This is a genomic window from Actinomadura sp. K4S16, assembly GCF_008327685.1.
Lineage (GTDB): Bacteria > Actinomycetota > Actinomycetes > Streptosporangiales > Streptosporangiaceae > Spirillospora.
The window spans coordinates 67,103-83,828 of the sequence record NZ_BDDE01000034.1; the positions used below are offsets into that span (position 1 = coordinate 67,103).

Below are 16,726 nucleotides of genomic sequence, written 5' to 3' on the forward strand. Positions count from 1 at the left end.
AGCGAATCCGCGATCAGGGGAGCTGGCCGGGGAAGAGCAGCGCCAGCTCCCGCGGGTAGGTGGCGATGAGGCGGAGCTCGTCGTCGGTCAGGGGACGGCCCGTCTGGGCGTTGCAGAGCTGGACGAGCTGGAAGGCGAGGTCCTCGTCGGCGGGCTCGACGCCGAGGCCGTCCATCACGTGCCGGAAGCCCGCCTTGCCGCCGTACTCGCCGGTCAGCACGACGCGTCCGGGACGAGCGTGCCAGTCCGCCGGGAAGGGGCCGAGGGTCGCCTCGTCGTACAGCTCGTAGTTGCCGTGGTCCTTCAACGCGCCGTCGGCGTGGATGCCGGACTCGTGCGCGAACGCGTTCCGCCCGACGCCGACCTGGTTGTAGGGGAGCGGCTGGCCGAACGCGTAGCTCGCCCACAGCGCGAACCGCCGCGCCCACGCGAGGTCGATCGGATCGCCGAACTCGGCGCGCCCCTCAAGGCCGAAGCCGTGCCGGAACGCGAGGATCGTCGACAGCAGGTCGGCGTTGCCCGAACGCTCGCCGATGCCGTTCACGCACGTGTTGATCCAGGCGTCCTGCCCGGCCTCCAGGTCGCCGAGCGCGCCGCTGACGGAGTTGGCGACGGCCATGCCGAGGTCGTTGTGGCAGTGGGTCTCGACCGGCATCGCCGTGGCGGAGGCGAGCTTGGCGAAGCGCTCCCGGATGCGCTCCGGCGTGTCGCCGCCGATCGTGTCGCAGTACCGGACGCGGTCGGCGCCGGCCTCCTTCGCGGCCAGCGCGAACTCGGTGAGGAACCCGTCGTCGGTGCGCGAGCCGTCCTCGGCGTTGACACCGACCGTCCGCGCGCCGCCCGCCTTGGCCGCGCGGACCGCCGCGACCATCTCCCGGATGATCGCGTCGCGGTCGAGCCGGCCCCGGAACTTGTTGGCGATCATGTAGTCGGACGTCGAGATCGACAGGTTGTAGTGCGCGAGCCCGGTCTCCCCGGCCCGCACCCGAACGGCCTTCTCGACGTCCGCGGCGACGCCCCGGCACCACCCCGACAGGCGCAGGCCCCCGAACGCGCCCGCCTCGGCCAGGGCGATCTGCGCCCGGACGTAGGGGACCTCGTGGAACAGGAACGGGAAGCCGATCTCCGACTGCGCCACGCCCAGCCGTCCCAGGTAGAAGTTGACCATCGTCTTGCCGAACTTGGACAGGCCCGTCCGGGCCGTCTGGACGCCGTCGCGGTTGGTGACGTCCAGGAAGTGAATCTGTGGCATGCCCTCAGATTGACACCGGCAACGATATGTATCAATATTGACGAAAATCAATATCCAGGGAGCGGGATGGCGGAGGAAGAGCAGCTCAGCGGGTGGATCGACGCCAAGGCGGCGGCGGAACGCCTCGGTGTGAAGCCCGCCACGCTGTACGCGTACGTGAGCCGGGGCGTCCTGCGGCGCAGGCACGCGCCGGACGGCCGACGGAGCCTGTTCGACGCCGCCCAGGTGGAGGAGCTCGCCAGGCGCGGCAGGCCCCGCCGCCCGCCCGGCCCCGGCGAGCTGGCGATCGAGTCGGCGATCACCGCGCTCGGCGCCGACCGGCACTACTACCGGGGCCGCGACGTCCTGGAGATGGCCGGGAGCCGGGCGTTCGAGGACGTCGCCGGCTGGCTGTGGCACGGCCGCGACGCGCGCGAGGAGCCCTGGCGGGCCAGGGCGGACGGCGTCGCCGCGGCCGTCGCGGCCCAGTCCGGGCTGCCGCCGGACCTCCTCCCGCTCGACCGGCTCCACCTGATCGTCGCCGCGCTCGCCGCGACCGACCCGCTGCGCCACCACCTCGACCCCGAGGGCGTCACCGCGACCGGCCGGGCGCTGATCGCCGGTCTCGTCGAGGCCCTGCCCGCCGCGAACCGGGCCCCCGGCGCCGAGCGCGTCGCCGAGCGGCTCTGGAACCGGCTGTGCCCGCGCCCGCCCGAGGACGCCGGGCTGCTGCGCGCCTTCGAGGCCGCCATGATCCTGCTGGCCGACCACGAACTGGCCGCGTCGACGGTCGCGGCGCGGGTCGCCGCGTCCGTGCGCGCCGACCCCTACGCGGTCGTCGCGTCCGGCCTCGGGGTCCTGAGCGGGCCGCTGCACGGCGGCGCCTCCTACGGTGCGGAACGCCTGCTCGCCGAGGTCTCCGACCCGGCGTCGGCGTCCCGCGTGATCGGGGAGCGGCTGCGCGGCGGCGAGCGCGTGCCCGGGTTCGGGCACGCCGTCTACAAGTCCGGCGACGGGCGCGCCGCGCTGCTGATGGACCTCGTCCGCGCCGCGGCGCCGGGCCACGACCGGCTCGCCGCCGCGGAGGCCGTCCTGGACGAGGCCGCCCGGCGCCGCCTCCCCGCGCCCAACGTCGACTTCTCCCTGGCGACGCTCGGCGCGGTCGCGGGGCTCGTCCCGGGGGCCGGCGAGGCCCTCTTCGCCGTCGCACGGACCGCCGGCTGGCTCGCCCACGCGCTGGAGGAGTACGGCCGGCGCGGCCCGCTGCGTCCCCGCGCGGTCTACACGGGACCGGAGCCGTCCTGATCGTCCGCGCGCCGGGGCGGGGCCGGGGCCGCGGTCCGCGCGGGCGGGGGTAGGCTCGTTGACGTGCGACGGTTCCTCACCCCAGGCTGGCTCGGGCTGCACGCGCTCGCGATCGTGCTGTGCGGCGCGTTCATCGGCTTCGGCTGGTGGCAGTTCGACCGCGCCCAGGGCGGCAACGACCGCAGCTGGGCCTACACGTTCGAGTGGCCGATCTTCGCGATCTTCGTGATCGTGATGTGGGTCAAGATGATCCGGGACGAGCGCGCCGGAGTGCGGCCCGCCCCGCGCAGCATCGAGGAGCCCGCGGAGGCCGAGGTCAAGCGGGAGATCATCCGGCAGCAGGAGGAAGAGGACCCCGCGCTCGCGGCCTACAACCGCTACCTCGCGCGGCTCAACTCCGAGAGCCGCGGGCGCGGCTGACCCGCGTCCCGCACACCCCGCCCCGAGGGGCCGCTGAACGAAAGGTGCGTTTGCTGTGGAAGGCGCGGTGACCAGGTACCGGATCCTGGCGCTGGTGGTCGGCACCCTGCTGGTGCTGCTGACGATCGGCATGATCCTCAAGTACGGGCCCACCGACATGCCGGCGCTCGCGGGCATCGTGGCGCCCGTCCACGGCTTCCTCTACATGGTCTACCTTGTGGCCGCCTTCGACCTGTGGCGGCGCACGGGCTGGCCGCTGAGCCGGATGGTCGTGATCGTGCTCGGCGGGGTGGTGCCGCTGATGACCTTCTTCGTCGAGCGCAGCGTGGTCCGCGACGCGCGGGCGCTGCGGCCCGCGGAGGCCGAGGCGAAGGTCTGACCGTCCCCGGGGACTGGTGCGCGGCCGCTCCGTCGCCTAATGTTTGACTCAGTCAAACGTTAGGAGGGGCGGGTATGAAGGCGACCCGGGAGGACGTCGGCACGGTCCGCGCGTTCAACCGCTTCTACACCGGCGTCATCGGGGTGCTCGGCGAGGGGCTCGTCCGCTCGCCGTACTCGCTCACCGAGGCGCGCGTGATCTTCGAGCTGGCGCAGCGGGAGGACAGCGAGGTGCTGGCCCTGCGCCGCGCCCTCGACCTCGACGCCGGCTACCTCAGCCGGATGCTGGCCCGGTTCGAGGCCGACGGGCTCGTCGCGCGCGAGCGCGCGCCCGGGGACGCCCGGCGCCAGATCGTCCGGCTCACCCCGCGCGGCCGCGAGGTGTTCGCCATGCTGGACGAGCGCTCCATCGCCGAGATCCGCGAGATGCTGGACGGGCTGGACCCGGCCGACCGCCGCCGCCTGCTCGCCGCGATGCGCACCGTCCAGGACGTCCTCGGGGAGCGTCCGCGCCGGGACGGCTTCGTCCTGCGGGCGCTGCGCCCCGGCGACCTCGGCTGGGTGGTGGAGCGCAACGGCGCCCTCTACGACGTCGAGTGCGGCTGGGACCGCACCTACGAGGCCCTCGTCGCCTCCGTCCTCGCCGACTACGTGCGCGGGCACGACCCGGAGAGGGAGAACGCCTGGATCGCCGAGTCGGGAGGGGAGCGGCTGGGCGCGGTGTTCTGCGTCCGCCGCGAGGACGACGTCGCGCAGCTCCGGCTGCTGCACGTCGAACCGGAGGCCCGAGGCACGGGCGTCGGGGCGGCGCTGGTCGCCGCGTGCGTGGACTTCGCCGCCGCTGCGGGCTACACCGAGATCATGCTGTGGACGACGGCGCTCCAGCGTCCCGCGCACCGCCTCTACGAGCGCGCCGGGTTCGTCCTGGAGGAGCAGGAGCCGCCGGTGGAGCGCTTCGGCGACGTCGTGCACGGCCAGGTCTGGCGCAAGAAGCTTTGAGCGGGGCCCGTGGAGTGTGTCGCTCCTCCACGGGCCCTGCTCCGCAGCGATCCCTTACTGCGTAGGGCGGCCGGGACGGGGGTCGGACGGAGTACCGGCCGCCTGGGTTCACCGGCGCAACGCCGGTTCGGATCCGCTCTGGTTCCCACCTCCTTTCCACGCCGCGCCGGACGCGGGCGCTCGCCCGGCGCTCGGGGGAGGGCGCCTGCGCGGCGCCCGGAAGCCTGCGGCCGGACCGGCGGCGCGGCCCACCGCCGCGGCCGGTCCGGCCGGTGGGGGGCGCCGGTGCCGCGGGGGCGGGCGGCACCGGGCCCAGGGGAGGACGTCGGCGCGGAGCCGGTCCGGTACGGCCGAGGACCCGAGGTGTGTCGCCGCGCCCCGCCTCCGCGGCCGCCGCTGGGGGGCGGTGCCGGCCGCGGAGCGGTACGTCGCGAACGTTCTCGGCCGTACGGACCGGGCCGCGCGGGGAAGGGGACGCGGAGACGGCCCGGGTCGCGCGCTCGCTGCGTCGCATCCGCCGCCTCCCGCCTATCGACCTGGGGCTTTGCCGCCCCGATGACCTGTCGTTCACCCTGCGTCACGATCTCGTTGCGTTAGGTACCCCCGCGTCATGCGCGCGTAAACCGGCACCCGGGCAAAGAATCAGGATCGCGAAGGCGCCTTTGCCTCGGCGTTGCCCCGCAGGCCCGCGGGGGCCGGCCGGTGCGCCAGGTGCCGGGCGAGGGCAAGGCAGGCCAGGAGGGCGACGAGCGCGCACACGCCCGTCCAGCCGAACCGGGTGCAGGCCTGGGCGCCGAGCCACGACCCGGTGCTGCCGCCGAGGAAGGCGCAGGTCATGTACGCGGTGTTGATGCGGCTGCGGGCGTCCGGGCGCAACGCGAAGATCCGCGCCTGGTTCGCGATCATGCCGGACTGCATCGCGACGTCCAGCAGCAGCGTCCCGGCTCCGAGCGCCACGAGCCCCGGCGCGCCCCCGAGTCCGCCCAGCGCCAGGACGCCGGTGGACGCGATCGTCCCGAGGATCGCGACGAGGGTGACCGGTTCCGGGCCGCGCCGGTCGACCCGGCGTCCCGCGACGGGCGTCGCGGCCATGGTCGCCGCGCTGACCAGCGCCAGGAGGCCGACCGCCTGGACGCCGAGCCCGTACGCCGGGCCGGTCAGGTACAGCGCGACGCCCGTCCAGACGGCCTGGAAGCCGCCGAAGACCGTCGCCTGGTAGAAGCACGACCGCCGCAGCTCGGGCTCCTCGCGCAGCAGCCGCAGCGGCGCGGCCAGCAGCGCCGGATACGACTGCCGCGACGGCGGGACGGTCGCCGGCAGCGCGACGGCCAGCGCGGCCGCGATCGCCAGCGTGGCGGCCGCGGCGATCAGGTACGGGGCCCGCCAGCCGAGCCACTCGGCGGCGAACCCGCCGAACGTCCGGGCCAGCAGGATGCCGCCGATCGACCCGGCCAGCAGCGTCCCCATGACCGCGCCGCGCCGGTCCTCGGCCGCGAGCCCGGCCGCCATCGGCGCGATGACCTGGGCGATCACGGTCGCGACCCCGACCACGGCGCTCGCGCCGACCAGCACCGCGAGCCCGGGCGCGGCCGCCGCGCAGAGCAGCGCCGCGCCGGTGACGGCGAGCATCGCCACGATCAGCGGGCGGTGCGGGAACCGGTCCCCGAGCGGCACGAGCAGGAAGATCCCGGCCGCGTACCCGAACTGCGCCGCGGTCACCACCAGCGCGGCCGAGTCGGGCGGCACGCCCAGCCCGGCCGCCGCCAGCGGACTGACCGCCTGCGGGAAGTAGATGTTCCCCACGGCGACGCCGCAGGTCAGAGCCAGAAGGAAGATCATTCGGCGGCCGAGAGGGGCGTGCGCCGAGGGCAGGGAAGAAGACAAGGATGCTCCACGTCGAGTCGACGCCCGCGCGTGATCCGCGCAGGCGGGAACCGCGGGGCCGAACCCCCGCGCGGGAACCGTCCCGGCGTCGTGGAGCGGTGCCGGCCTCTAGGCCGCCGCGCCCTCCGCCGCCGGGACGCCGGTCGTGGCCTTGCCGTTGGCGGTGTACACGCGCGACCTCCCGAAGCGCACCCAAGATCTCCGCGCCGACTCTTGCACGCCCCCGCTCCTCCCGCAAGCGGTTTTCCGTCCGGAGGCCGTGGGGCTGGCGATCGGGCGGGAGCGGTTCAGCGGGGGACCGCGACGAGGGCCATCGGGAGGCCGTTGCGGCGGAAGTCGACCAGGGGCCGCAGCAACTGGAGGCGGCCGTCGTGCACGGCCGTCTCATAGCGCCCGCAGAAGTCGCGCCGGTAGCCGCCGGCCGACACCTTCTGGCAGGCGACCGGTCCGCCGTCCAGGTTCAGGGCGAGGCGCAGGCCGAGTCCCGAACGCGGGAGGAAGGCGGCGAGTGAAGGCAGGGAGAAGTAGGCGTCCCGGGTGGTGCCGACGATGATCCGCCCGGCGCCGTCCTGCCCGAGGAAGCTGCGGTTGGCCAGCCATCGCTCGTCCTGGCCGCCGGTCCGGCCGTGCCCGTCCGCTCCCAGCAGCATCGGGTAGGAGACCATGGCCTGGCTCGCGCCTTCGGTGACCGGCCGCCAGTCCGTGCCGGTGAGGTCCGCCAGGCGGGCGCCGCCCGGCCCGTCGACCAGGAACGCTCCGTGCCTCGCCTGGTAGGACGAGGGGCCCAGCCGGCGCCCGTCGCTGACGACGGGGGTGTCCGGGCTCCCGTCGCGGGCGTAGTAGCTGCCGTTGACGACCAGGGCCGCCCCGGTGGCCTCCATCCAGTCGCCGACCTCCCGGTCGCCGGCCGGGCGGCTCAGCACCCGGAACCGGTACCGGGCCGGGTCGATCCGGGTGAGCAGCAGGGCGTCCACGGGCCGCCCGCCCACCCGGACGGGCAGCTCGGCGACGTCCAGTCCCGCGGCGGCCTGGCGCCAGCGCACCGGTTCGGGCGCGTCGGGCGTGCGCCGCCCGGCCAGCGACAACCGGATGCCCGGGGAAAGCCGGGAATCGTCCGGAGCGACGTCGACCCAGATGCTGGCGCCCCGGCGCAGCATCACGTTGACGCCGTACCAGCCCCCGGCCTTCCCGTACGCCACAGCCACGGCCGCCGACGCCGCGAGGACGGGGGCCAGGGCCAACGAGACACCCCATCGCCACCCCCGCCCCCACCGCCGCGGCCGCAGGATCGTGGTCATGATCACGCCACTTTATGACGCTCGCCCTTTACGCCGGGTTCGCCGCCGTCCCGGCCACTTTCCCGCACCGGCAAGCTTTCCCGCTTGAATGCGCTCATGGAGAATCCGCTGTGGAACAGGCTGCCGGCAGAGGTGCGGGATCAGGTCGACGCGCTTGTCGCAGACGACCAGAGGCTCTCTGCGGTCAAGGCGGTCCTCGACGGCTCCGGGCAGCCGCGGGCGGGCCTGTATGAGTGTCATCGGCTGGTCGCCGAACGGTACGCGGCTCTGGGGCAAGGCTTCCATCGGCCACCGACCGCTCCTCTGGATCTTGAAGACCTCATCAGGAAGGTCCAGGAACTGCCGCGGCCTCCAGCTGCGGTGGAGGCCCTCTGGGATGGCGATACCGAGGGGTGGTTCGTGGTGGTGCTCGGTGTCACGCGCGACCCGAACACCGAGCACCACCTCGCGACCGTCCAGCACGGGAACGACATCCGCGCGTTCAACGGCGAGGTGCCCCCTTGGCCGGAGGCGGAAGAGGCGAGCAGGATCGGCGCGGCGCTGGCAGGACGATTGGGCGTGCCGTTCCATTTCGCAAGCCCCGACGAACCTGATGACTCGGCTCCACGCTGGTGGGACACCCTCTGACAGGGCGTCGCGGCCGTGCGCGGGCATTCTGCCGGGTCGTCGGCCGCGGGGACCCCGGTCTCGCCCGCGTGCCGGCCTGGCCGCGCACTCGCCAGGGCCCTGTGGCGCGCACGCGGCGGGTGATCGCTGAGAGCGAACGTTGCTGCGGAAACAAATTGGTGCTCCGTTTTCTTGAGTGAGAATGACTCAACCCGTGGTTGGGTCGGTCTACTGACTTGGAGCTGAGCATGAGCGAGACCCTGACGCTGCCGGTGCTGCCCCTCGACGACGGGGTCGTTCTGCCCGGCATGGTGGTGCCCCTGGACCTGTCGGAGAGCGGCGAGGTCCGGGCCGCCGTCGAGGCCGCGCGGGCGGTGGCGCAGGCCAAGGGGCCGGGCATCCGGTCGGCGGCCAAGCCGCGGGTGCTGCTGGTGCCCAGGTTGAACGGGCAGTACGCCGGCCTCGGCACGCTCGGTGTCATCGAGCAGGAGGGGCGGCTTCCCGGCGGCGAGCCGGGCGCGGTCGTCCGCGGCGTGCAGCGGGTGCGGATCGGCATCGGGACGACCGGGCCGGGCGCGGCGCTGTGGGTCGAGGGGACGCCGGTCGAGACGCCGCCCGCCTCCGGGCGCGCGCAGGAGCTGGCGAAGGAGTACAAGGGCCTGGTCAGCGCGATCCTGCAGAACCGGGGCGCCTGGCAGGTCGTGGACGTCGTGCAGCAGATCGATGACCCGTCCACGCTGGCCGACAACGCCGGGTACGCGCCGTACCTCACCGACGAGCAGAAGATCGAGGTCCTGGAGACCGTCGACGTGGTGGAGCGGCTCAACCTGGTGATCGGGTGGACGCGCGACCACCTCGCCGAGCTGGACGTGGCGGAGACCATCCGCAAGGACGTCCAGGAGGGCATGGAGAAGACGCAGCGCGAGTTCCTGCTGCGCCAGCAGCAGGAGGCCATCCGCAAGGAGCTGGCCGAGCTGAACGGCGACCCGGCCGACGAGGAGGACGACTACCGGGCCCGGATCGAGGCCGCGAACCTCCCCGAGAAGGTGCGCGAGGCGGCGCTGAAGGAGGTCGACAAGCTGGAGCGGTCGTCCGACGCCTCGCCCGAGGGCGGCTGGATCCGCACCTGGCTGGACACCGTCCTCGACATCCCCTGGAACGAGCGGACCGAGGACGCCTACGACATCGCGGGCGCGCGGGAGATCCTCGATGCCGACCACGCGGGCCTCGACGACGTCAAGGAGCGCATCGTCGAGTACCTGGCCGTGCGCAAGCGGCGCGAGGAGCGCGGCCTGGGCGTCGTGGGCGGGCGCAGGAGCGGCGCGGTGCTGGCGCTGACCGGCCCTCCCGGCGTCGGCAAGACGTCCCTGGGCGAGTCGGTCGCGCGGGCCATGGGCCGCGAGTTCGTGCGGGTCGCTCTGGGCGGCGTCCGTGACGAGGCCGAGATCCGGGGTCACCGCCGCACGTACGTGGGCGCGCTTCCGGGACGCATCGTCCGCGCCATCCGCGAGGCGGGGACGATGAACCCCGTCGTCCTGCTGGACGAGGTCGACAAGGTCGGCGCCGACTACCGCGGCGACCCGACCGCGGCGCTGCTGGAGGTCCTCGACCCCGAGCAGAACCACACCTTCCGGGACCACTACCTGGAGGTCGAGCTCGACCTGAGCGACGTGCTGTTCCTCGCCACCGCGAACGTGGTGGAGGCGATCCCCGGGCCGCTGCTCGACCGGATGGAGCTGGTGGAGCTGGACGGCTACACCGAGCACGAGAAGGTCACGATCGCCCGCGACCACCTGCTGCCGCGCCAGCTCGACAAGGCCGGCATGGAGGCGTCGGAGGTGTCCTTCGGCGACGACGCGCTGCGGCTGCTCGCGGCCGAGTACACCCGGGAGGCCGGGGTCCGGTCCCTGGACCGCTCGATCGCGCGGGTGCTGCGCAAGGTCGCGGCCAACGTCGCGCTCGGCAAGTCGGCGCTGCCCGTCCGGATCGGCGCGGACGACCTGAAGGACTACCTCGGCCGGCCGCGGTTCACCCCGGAGGTCGAGCTGAGCAGGAACGAGCGCCGCACCGGCGTGCCGGGCGTGGCGACGGGCCTCGCGGTCACCGGCGCGGGCGGCGACGTCCTCTACATCGAGGCGTCGCTGGCCGACCGGGAGACGGGCGACACCGGCGTGACGCTCACCGGCCAGCTCGGCGACGTCATGAAGGAGTCGGCCCGGATCGCGCTCAGCTACCTGCGCTCGCGCGGCGCGGAGCTGGAGCTGCCGGTCGGCGACCTGAAGGACCGCGGCGTGCACGTCCACGTGCCCGCCGGCGCGATCCCGAAGGACGGCCCGAGCGCGGGCATCACGATGACGACGGCGCTCGCGTCGCTGCTGTCGGGCCGGCCGGTGCGCTCGGACGTGGCGATGACCGGCGAGGTGTCGCTGACCGGGCGGGTGCTGCCGATCGGCGGCCTGAAGCAGAAGCTGCTGGCCGCGTCGAGGCTCGGCATCACCACCGCGATCGTGCCGAAGCGCAACGAGCCGGACCTCGAGGACGTCCCGGCCGAGGTGCTCGAGAAGATGACGGTGTTCGCCGTCAGCGACGTCCGCGAGGTGCTGGACCTGGCCCTGGAGCCGGCCACCACCGCGGTCGCCGCCTGATCGGAGCGGAGCGCACGCCCGCGCCGGGTTCGTCCCGGCGCGGGCGTTTCCGTACCATCCGGGCATTTCGACATCAATGGACTATCCGGTCATCCCAAAACCCGCGGCCATGCATGGACCGCGGCGAACTGGGGAGACCGCGCCGAGTGTTGGTGGAAATGTGGCAGCCCGCAGCGGCGGGCGAGAGGGTCCCCTGGTACGTCGTCGCCCTGCGCGTGGTGGTAGTGATCATCGCGTTGGGCTTCCTCGGAGTTTTCTTCTACTTCGCTTTCAAGCTCACTTTGACCCCCGTCCAGGACAACGGCCAGGCCGGTGGGAACACCGATCCCGGCCGATCGCTCCGGTTCTATATGGACCAGCCCATCAAGGACGCGCTCCTCCAGGTGGGCGGCAACGTGATCCTCCTGGCGCCGCTCGGCGTGCTCCTGCCCCTGGTCTGGACGTCCCTCCGCGGCCCGGTACGGCTGGCCCTGGTGAGCGGCATGCTCTCGCTGGCCATCGAGACGGTGCAGGGCGCGTTCGTGATGGGACGGGCCTTCGACGTCGACGACGTCATCCTCAACGTCGCCGGTGTCGTGCTCGCCTATCTGCTCATCGGCCGGAGGCTTTCCCTGACCCTCCGCGGCCGTTAGCGGGGGGTCAGGCGGAAGACCCTCAGCTGCCGTTCCGTGCGCTCCACATAACGGTCGTAGACGGGCCAGACGGCGATGAGGCGAGGCCAGATCTCCTTGCGTTCGACGTCGTCCAGGAGGTGGGCGGTGACGGGGACGGAGCGGCCCTGGAAACTGACCTCGGCTTCCGGGTTCTTGAGGAGGTTGCCCGTCCAGGCGGGGTGCTTCTCGCGACCGAAATTGGAGCCGACGACGTACCAGCCGCCCTCCCGGTCGGGCAGGCAGGCGAGCGGAGTCTGCCGGGGGAGCCCGCTGACGGCGCCGGTCGTCGTCAGCACGAGGCTGGGTACGAGGAGCTGGCCGAGCAGGAGCCGTCCTCCGGTGAGCCTGTGCAGCGTCCGGTCGACGGGCGGGACCACCTTGGGCCCCACCTTGGAGAACCACTCGGAGCCCGAGACCCGGTGGAAGACGGGTCCGAACGTGCGCTGGACGAGTGTCGGCATCGGGGCCTCCTTGGCGGCGAGCCGTCCGGCCCGGCGCGGGTTCAGATGTCCGCTCTCGGCCAGCCAGCGCAGGCCGTCGGCGACGGTCTCCTCGACGGGGCGCAGCGTGAGGCCGAGCGCGTCCAGGACGGGACGGTCGTCGGTCGGCACCAGCGTGACCATGAACTCGGCGGCGTCCCGGGTGAGCGGGTAGTCGAAGCGGCGGACGCGCTTGGCCGCGTCCAGGGCGGAGCCCAGCGCGAGCATGGCGCGGCTGGGGACGCGGACGCGGCGGCACCGCACCCCGGTGAGCCGGTCGCACAGGTCGGCGTACTGCGGCCAGGTCAGGTAGTGGCCGCCGAGCACCCAGCGGCTCGGCCCCTGCCGGGCCTCCACGGAACGTGCCAACGCCTCGCCCAGGTCGCGGACGTCGAGGACCGAGACGCCGCCGCCCGGAAGCGGCCACACCTTGCCGAGCGCGGCGGCGAGGCCCTCCATCAGCGCGTCCAGCGCCGGCTGGTTCGGGCCGCACACGCCGCCGGGGTAGACGATGGTGACCGGAGCGCCGTCCTCCTGGAGGCCGCGCACGTAGCGTTCGGCCGCGAGCTTGGACCTGCCGTAGTCGGTCCGCGGGTTCGCCAGGGCGTCGCCCGCGGTGATGACCGGGCCGGACGGCGGGACGAACACCGCGACCGTCGACACGTGGACCACCGGGGCCAGGCCCTGGGCGACGGCCCCGCCGACCACGTTGCGCGTGCCCTGGACGTTCACCTTCACGAGGTCGCCCGCGCCGCCGGTCACCCCGATCGCCGCGGCGGCGTGGATCGCGGCGTCGCAGCCCCGCAGCGCCTCGGCCACGCGGTCCTCGTCGAGCATGTCTCCGCGGACGAGCTCCACGTCCCGGGCGTCGACGCCCACCGCGCGCAGGACCTTCGCCGCCTTCTCCGGGTCGCGGACCAGCGCGCGCGGCCGGTGCCCGGCGTCGAGCAGGGCGCGCACGGCATGGGACCCGACGAATCCGGAGGCGCCGGTGACGAAGATCCGCATAGGGCAAAACTAGCGCTTGGTATGACCCCCGCGACAGCCGGAGTCCCGAGTACCCGGCCCGGTTTCGGACAACTCCATTACCGGAGAGGCGGACAGCCGGGGCGTTGACGCTTCTGGAACGCTCCATCAGACTCGGTGTCTCCACCTGACGGCCGACCGGGAGGGGATCGATGAGGATCGGACTGGCCGGCGCGGGGCGCATTGGTGCGCGCCACGCCGCCGCGCTGCGAGAGTTGCCCGAGGTGGAGGCGGTGGTCGTCGCGGACGCCGACCCGCGCCGCGCCCGCGACCTCGCCGCGCGACTGGGCGGGGGGCGGCCCGAGGTCACCGCCCTGGACGCCGTCGACGGCCTCTTCTCCGCCGGACTGGACGGCCTGGTCGTCGCGGCGGCCACGGACGCGCACGCGGGCCTGGTGGAGCGGGCCGTCGCCGCGCGAACTCCCGTCTTCTGCGAGAAACCGCTCGCTTCCGATCTAGATGGAACGTTCCAAATCGTCCATGCGGCCGCCGCCGCCGACGTGCCGGTGCAGGTCGGGTTCCAGCGCCGGTTCGACGCGGGGAACGCGGCGGCGCGCGAGGCCCTGGCGTCCGGACGGCTCGGCTGGCTGCACACCGTCCGGTCGTGCAGCTTCGACCCGGCGCCCCCGCCGGCCGAGTACGTCCCCGCGTCCGGCGGGCTGTTCCGCGACTGCCTCATCCACGACCTGGACCTCATCCGGTTCGTCACGGGCCGCGAGGTCGTCCGCGTGATGGCCGCCGGAGCCAACCGGGGCGACGACTTCTTCCGCGAGGCCGGCGACGTCGACACCGGCTCCGCGCTGCTCATCCTGGACGACGGGACGCTGGGCCAGGTCTCGGCCACCCGCTACAACGCCGCCGGATACGACGCCCGGCTGGAGCTGTTCGGGTCCAAGGACAGCGTCATCACCGGCCTGGACGATCGGACGCCCGCGACCGCGCTTCCGGACGGGGACCAGCCCAAGGCCCCCTACGCCGGTTTCATGGAGCGCTTCTCCGACGCCTACGACGCCGAGCTGCGGGCCTTCGCGGACGTCGTGGCGGGCCGCCGCGCCAACCCGTGCCCGCCGGAGGAGGCGCTGGAGGCGTTCTACCTCGCCGAAGCGTGCGAGCTGTCCATGCGGCAGGGCCGGATCGTCGGCGTCGAGGAGGTGCGGCGGTGAGGGTCGCCGGCGCCCCGATCTCCTGGGGCGTGTGCGAGGTGCCAGGCTGGGGCCACCAGATGGAACCGGGCCGAGTTCTCGCCGAGATGCACGACCTCGGTCTCGCGGCGACCGAGCTGGGGCCGGACGGCTTCCTCCCTAGGGCCGCGCAAGAGCGGAATGAACTGCTGGCCTCGTTCGGGTTGGGCCTTGTAGGGGCGTTCGTACCCGTCGTGCTGCACGACTCCGACTTCGACCCGATGCCTCTGGTCGAGCGAGCCTTGGACGACATCGACGGCGTCCTCGTCTTGGCGGCCGCAACCGGCCTCGACGGGTATGACGAGCGTCCCGTCCTCGACACCAAGGCGTGGTCGGTGCTGCTTGCGAACCTGGACGCGATCGCTGCGCGCGCCACCGCCCGCGGCAGGCTCGTCACGCTGCACCCGCACGTCGGAACGGTCGTGGAGCGGCGCGACGAGGTCGAACGCGTGCTGGGGGGATGCAGCATCCCCCTCTGCCTCGACACAGGCCACCTGCTGGTCGGCGGGACCGATCCGGTGTGGCTGGCGCGTTTCGCGGCGCCGCGCATAGCGCACGTCCATCTCAAGGACGTGGACGTGGAGCTCGCCCAACGGGTGCTCAAGGGCGGCGTCACGTACACGAACGCGGTGCGGGACGGCTTGTACAGGCCGCTAGGGGAGGGCGACATCGACATCCCCGACATCATCCGCACCTTGGAGATCGCCGGTTACGAAGGCTGGTGGGTGATGGAGCAGGACACCGTCCTGACCGGCGAGCCCGCGCCGGGCGACGGGCCGTACGGCGACGTCCGCCGGAGCCTCGACTACCTCGCCGGGGTGGCCCGATGACGTTCGACCTCATCACGATGGGGCGGGTCAGCGTCGACGTCTACCCGGACCAGGTGGGCACGCCGCTGGAGGACGTCGAATCGTTCGGCAAGTACCTCGGCGGCAGCCCGACCAACGTCGCCGTGGCGGCGGCCAGGTACGGCCGCAGCGCCGCCGTCATCACGCGGACGGGGGAGGACCCCTTCGGCCGGTTCGTCCACAAGGCGCTCCGCGGCTACGGCGTGGACGACCGGTACGTCACCGCCGTCCCCGGCCTGCCGACACCGCTGGCCTTCTGCGAGATCTTCCCGCCGGACGACTTCCCGCTGTACTTCTACCGCTACCCAAAGGCTCCCGACCTGGAGATCCGTCCGGACGAGCTGGACCTCGACGCGATCCGCTCGGCGCGCATCGCCTGGGCCACGGTCACGGGCCTTTCGCAGGAGCCGAGCCGGGAGGCGACCCTGACCGCGCTGGGGGAGCACCCCGGGCAGACCGTCATCGACCTCGACTACAGGCCGATGCTGTGGGAGGACCCCTCCGAGGCTCCGCACTGGGCCGGACTCGCCTTGGAACGGGCGACGGTCGCCGTCGGGAACCTGGAGGAGTGCGAGGTCGCCGTGGGGGAGCGGGAGCCGCATGCCGCCGCCCGCGCGATCCTGGCCCGCGGCCCGGAGCTCGCCATCGTGAAGATGGGCCCGGAAGGCGTCCTCGCCGCCACCGCCGACGAGGTGGTGGAGGTACCGCCGGTCAAGGTCGACGTGGTCAACGGACTAGGCGCCGGGGACGCGTTCGGCGGCGCCGTCTGCCACGGGCTCCTCGCCGGCTGGGGCCTGCGGCGGCTCATCGAGTTCGCGGGCGCCGCAGGGGCGATCGTCGCGTCCCGCATCGCCTGCTCCGACGCGATGCCCACCCAAGACGAGGTCGACGAACTGCTGAAGGAGCCGCGATGAAATACCACCTGCCCGCCGGAACCGCCGCGGAGGCCCCGTACGGGCTGGTCGTCACCCCCGAGTCGGCGGGGTGGGCGTACTCGTCGCTGCGGGTGCTGGAGCTCCCGGAAGGCGGGTCGCACGAGTTCGGCACCGGCGAGTTCGAGATGATCGTCTTGCCGCTGGCGGGGTCGTGCGTGGTCAAGTGCGACGGTGAGCGGTTCGGGCTTGAGGGCCGCGAGGACGTCTTCGCCCGGGTCAGCGACTTCGCCTACGTGCCGCGCGACGCGCGGGTGACGGTGCGGGGGCACGGGCGGTTCGCGCTGGCGGGCGCCCGGTGCGAGCGGCGGCTCGCGCCGCGCTACGGGCCCGCGGAGGCGGTTCCGGTCGAGCTGCGGGGCGCCGGGTCGGCGAGCCGGCAGGTCAACAACTTCGGGACGCCGGAGGGGTTCCCGTTCGCCGAGAAGCTGATCGCGTGCGAGGTGCTCACGCCGGCGGGCTGCTGGTCGTCGTTCCCGCCGCACAAGCACGACGAGCAGACGGCGGACGAGGCCGTCCTGGAGGAGATCTACTACTTCGAGGTCGCCCGGGACGGCATGGCCTACCAGCGCGTCTACGGGTCGCCGGGACGTCCGATCGACGTGCTGGCGGAGGTCCGCAGCGGCGACGCCGTGCTGATCCCGCACGGCTGGCACGGCCCGTCGATGGCTCCGCCGGGGCACGACCTGTACTACCTCAACGTGATGGCCGGGCCGTCGCCGGAACGCGCGTGGCGCATCTGCGACGACCCGGCGCACGCCTGGATCCGGGACACCTGGGAGGGGCAGCCGGTCGACCCGAGGCTGCCGCTCACCTCGGCGGAGGGACGTTCATGAGACTC

The 16,726-nt window shown here is 73.4% G+C and carries 15 protein-coding genes; 11 read left to right on the forward strand and 4 right to left on the reverse strand.

Features of this window, described 5'->3' with window-relative positions:
* Positions 1 to 13 precede the first annotated feature (13 nt).
* Complete coding sequence (locus K4S16_RS43755; RefSeq protein ID WP_149265029.1) at positions 14 to 1,252, reverse strand: LeuA family protein; 1,239 nt, start codon at positions 1,250 to 1,252, stop codon at positions 14 to 16.
* Positions 1,253 to 1,318: 66 nt separating this feature from the next.
* On the opposite strand from K4S16_RS43755, the gene K4S16_RS43760 reads away from it, so the two are divergent.
* The 4 genes from K4S16_RS43760 to K4S16_RS43775 all read left to right on the forward strand — a co-directional run bounded on the left by K4S16_RS43760 (position 1,319) and on the right by K4S16_RS43775 (position 4,333).
* Positions 1,319 to 2,536, forward strand: a complete 1,218-nt coding sequence (locus tag K4S16_RS43760; RefSeq protein ID WP_149265030.1) for a citrate/2-methylcitrate synthase — start codon at positions 1,319 to 1,321, stop codon at positions 2,534 to 2,536.
* 63 nt (positions 2,537 to 2,599) lie between these two features.
* Complete coding sequence (locus K4S16_RS43765) at positions 2,600 to 2,956, forward strand: hypothetical protein (RefSeq protein ID WP_149265031.1); 357 nt, start codon at positions 2,600 to 2,602, stop codon at positions 2,954 to 2,956.
* Between the two features lie 55 nt (positions 2,957 to 3,011).
* Positions 3,012 to 3,335, forward strand: a complete 324-nt coding sequence (locus K4S16_RS43770; protein WP_149265032.1) for a DUF3817 domain-containing protein — start codon at positions 3,012 to 3,014, stop codon at positions 3,333 to 3,335.
* Between the two features lie 74 nt (positions 3,336 to 3,409).
* A complete protein-coding gene (locus K4S16_RS43775; protein ID WP_149265033.1) occupies positions 3,410 to 4,333 on the forward strand; it encodes a bifunctional helix-turn-helix transcriptional regulator/GNAT family N-acetyltransferase in 924 nt (307 codons plus the stop codon).
* 642 nt (positions 4,334 to 4,975) lie between these two features.
* On the opposite strand, the gene K4S16_RS43780 is transcribed toward K4S16_RS43775, so the two are convergent.
* Complete coding sequence (locus K4S16_RS43780; RefSeq protein WP_235037459.1) at positions 4,976 to 6,217, reverse strand: MFS transporter; 1,242 nt, start codon at positions 6,215 to 6,217, stop codon at positions 4,976 to 4,978.
* A 287-nt stretch (positions 6,218 to 6,504) separates the two neighbouring features.
* Positions 6,505 to 7,515: a phosphodiester glycosidase family protein gene (locus K4S16_RS43785; protein WP_149265034.1), complete on the reverse strand. Its 1,011-nt coding sequence runs from the start codon at positions 7,513 to 7,515 to the stop codon at positions 6,505 to 6,507.
* A 96-nt stretch (positions 7,516 to 7,611) separates the two neighbouring features.
* On the opposite strand from K4S16_RS43785, the gene K4S16_RS43790 reads away from it, so the two are divergent.
* The 3 genes from K4S16_RS43790 to K4S16_RS43800 all read left to right on the forward strand — a co-directional run bounded on the left by K4S16_RS43790 (position 7,612) and on the right by K4S16_RS43800 (position 11,398).
* Positions 7,612 to 8,142, forward strand: coding sequence for a hypothetical protein (locus K4S16_RS43790; protein ID WP_149265035.1), 531 nt, complete (start codon positions 7,612 to 7,614; stop codon positions 8,140 to 8,142).
* A gap of 227 nt (positions 8,143 to 8,369) precedes the next feature.
* Positions 8,370 to 10,766, forward strand: a complete 2,397-nt coding sequence (gene lon, locus K4S16_RS43795) for an endopeptidase La (RefSeq protein WP_149265036.1) — start codon at positions 8,370 to 8,372, stop codon at positions 10,764 to 10,766.
* 158 nt (positions 10,767 to 10,924) lie between these two features.
* Positions 10,925 to 11,398 carry a VanZ family protein gene (locus K4S16_RS43800; RefSeq protein ID WP_149265037.1) on the forward strand — a complete coding sequence of 158 codons (474 nt, stop codon included), beginning with the start codon at positions 10,925 to 10,927 and terminating at the stop codon, positions 11,396 to 11,398.
* Here K4S16_RS43800 and K4S16_RS43805 read toward each other — a convergent pair.
* Positions 11,395 to 12,906, reverse strand: coding sequence for a nitroreductase family deazaflavin-dependent oxidoreductase (locus tag K4S16_RS43805; RefSeq protein ID WP_149265038.1), 1,512 nt, complete (start codon positions 12,904 to 12,906; stop codon positions 11,395 to 11,397). The genes K4S16_RS43800 and K4S16_RS43805 overlap by 4 nt on opposite strands.
* Before the next feature lie 170 nt (positions 12,907 to 13,076).
* On the opposite strand from K4S16_RS43805, the gene K4S16_RS43810 reads away from it, so the two are divergent.
* The 4 genes from K4S16_RS43810 to iolB are packed head-to-tail and all read left to right on the forward strand — an operon-like array spanning position 13,077 to position 16,721.
* On the forward strand, positions 13,077 to 14,087 hold the full coding sequence (locus K4S16_RS43810; RefSeq protein WP_149265039.1) for a Gfo/Idh/MocA family oxidoreductase: 1,011 nt from the start codon (positions 13,077 to 13,079) through the stop codon (positions 14,085 to 14,087).
* On the forward strand, positions 14,084 to 14,935 hold the full coding sequence (locus K4S16_RS43815; RefSeq protein WP_200842476.1) for a TIM barrel protein: 852 nt from the start codon (positions 14,084 to 14,086) through the stop codon (positions 14,933 to 14,935). Before K4S16_RS43810 ends, K4S16_RS43815 begins: the two co-directional genes overlap by 4 nt.
* Entirely contained in the window at positions 14,932 to 15,867 is a 936-nt protein-coding gene (gene iolC, locus K4S16_RS43820; RefSeq protein WP_149265040.1) for a 5-dehydro-2-deoxygluconokinase, read from the forward strand. Before K4S16_RS43815 ends, iolC begins: the two co-directional genes overlap by 4 nt.
* Positions 15,864 to 16,721: a 5-deoxy-glucuronate isomerase gene (gene iolB, locus K4S16_RS43825; RefSeq protein WP_149265041.1), complete on the forward strand. Its 858-nt coding sequence runs from the start codon at positions 15,864 to 15,866 to the stop codon at positions 16,719 to 16,721. The genes iolC and iolB overlap by 4 nt, the downstream gene beginning before the upstream one ends.
* Positions 16,722 to 16,726 lie beyond the last annotated feature (5 nt).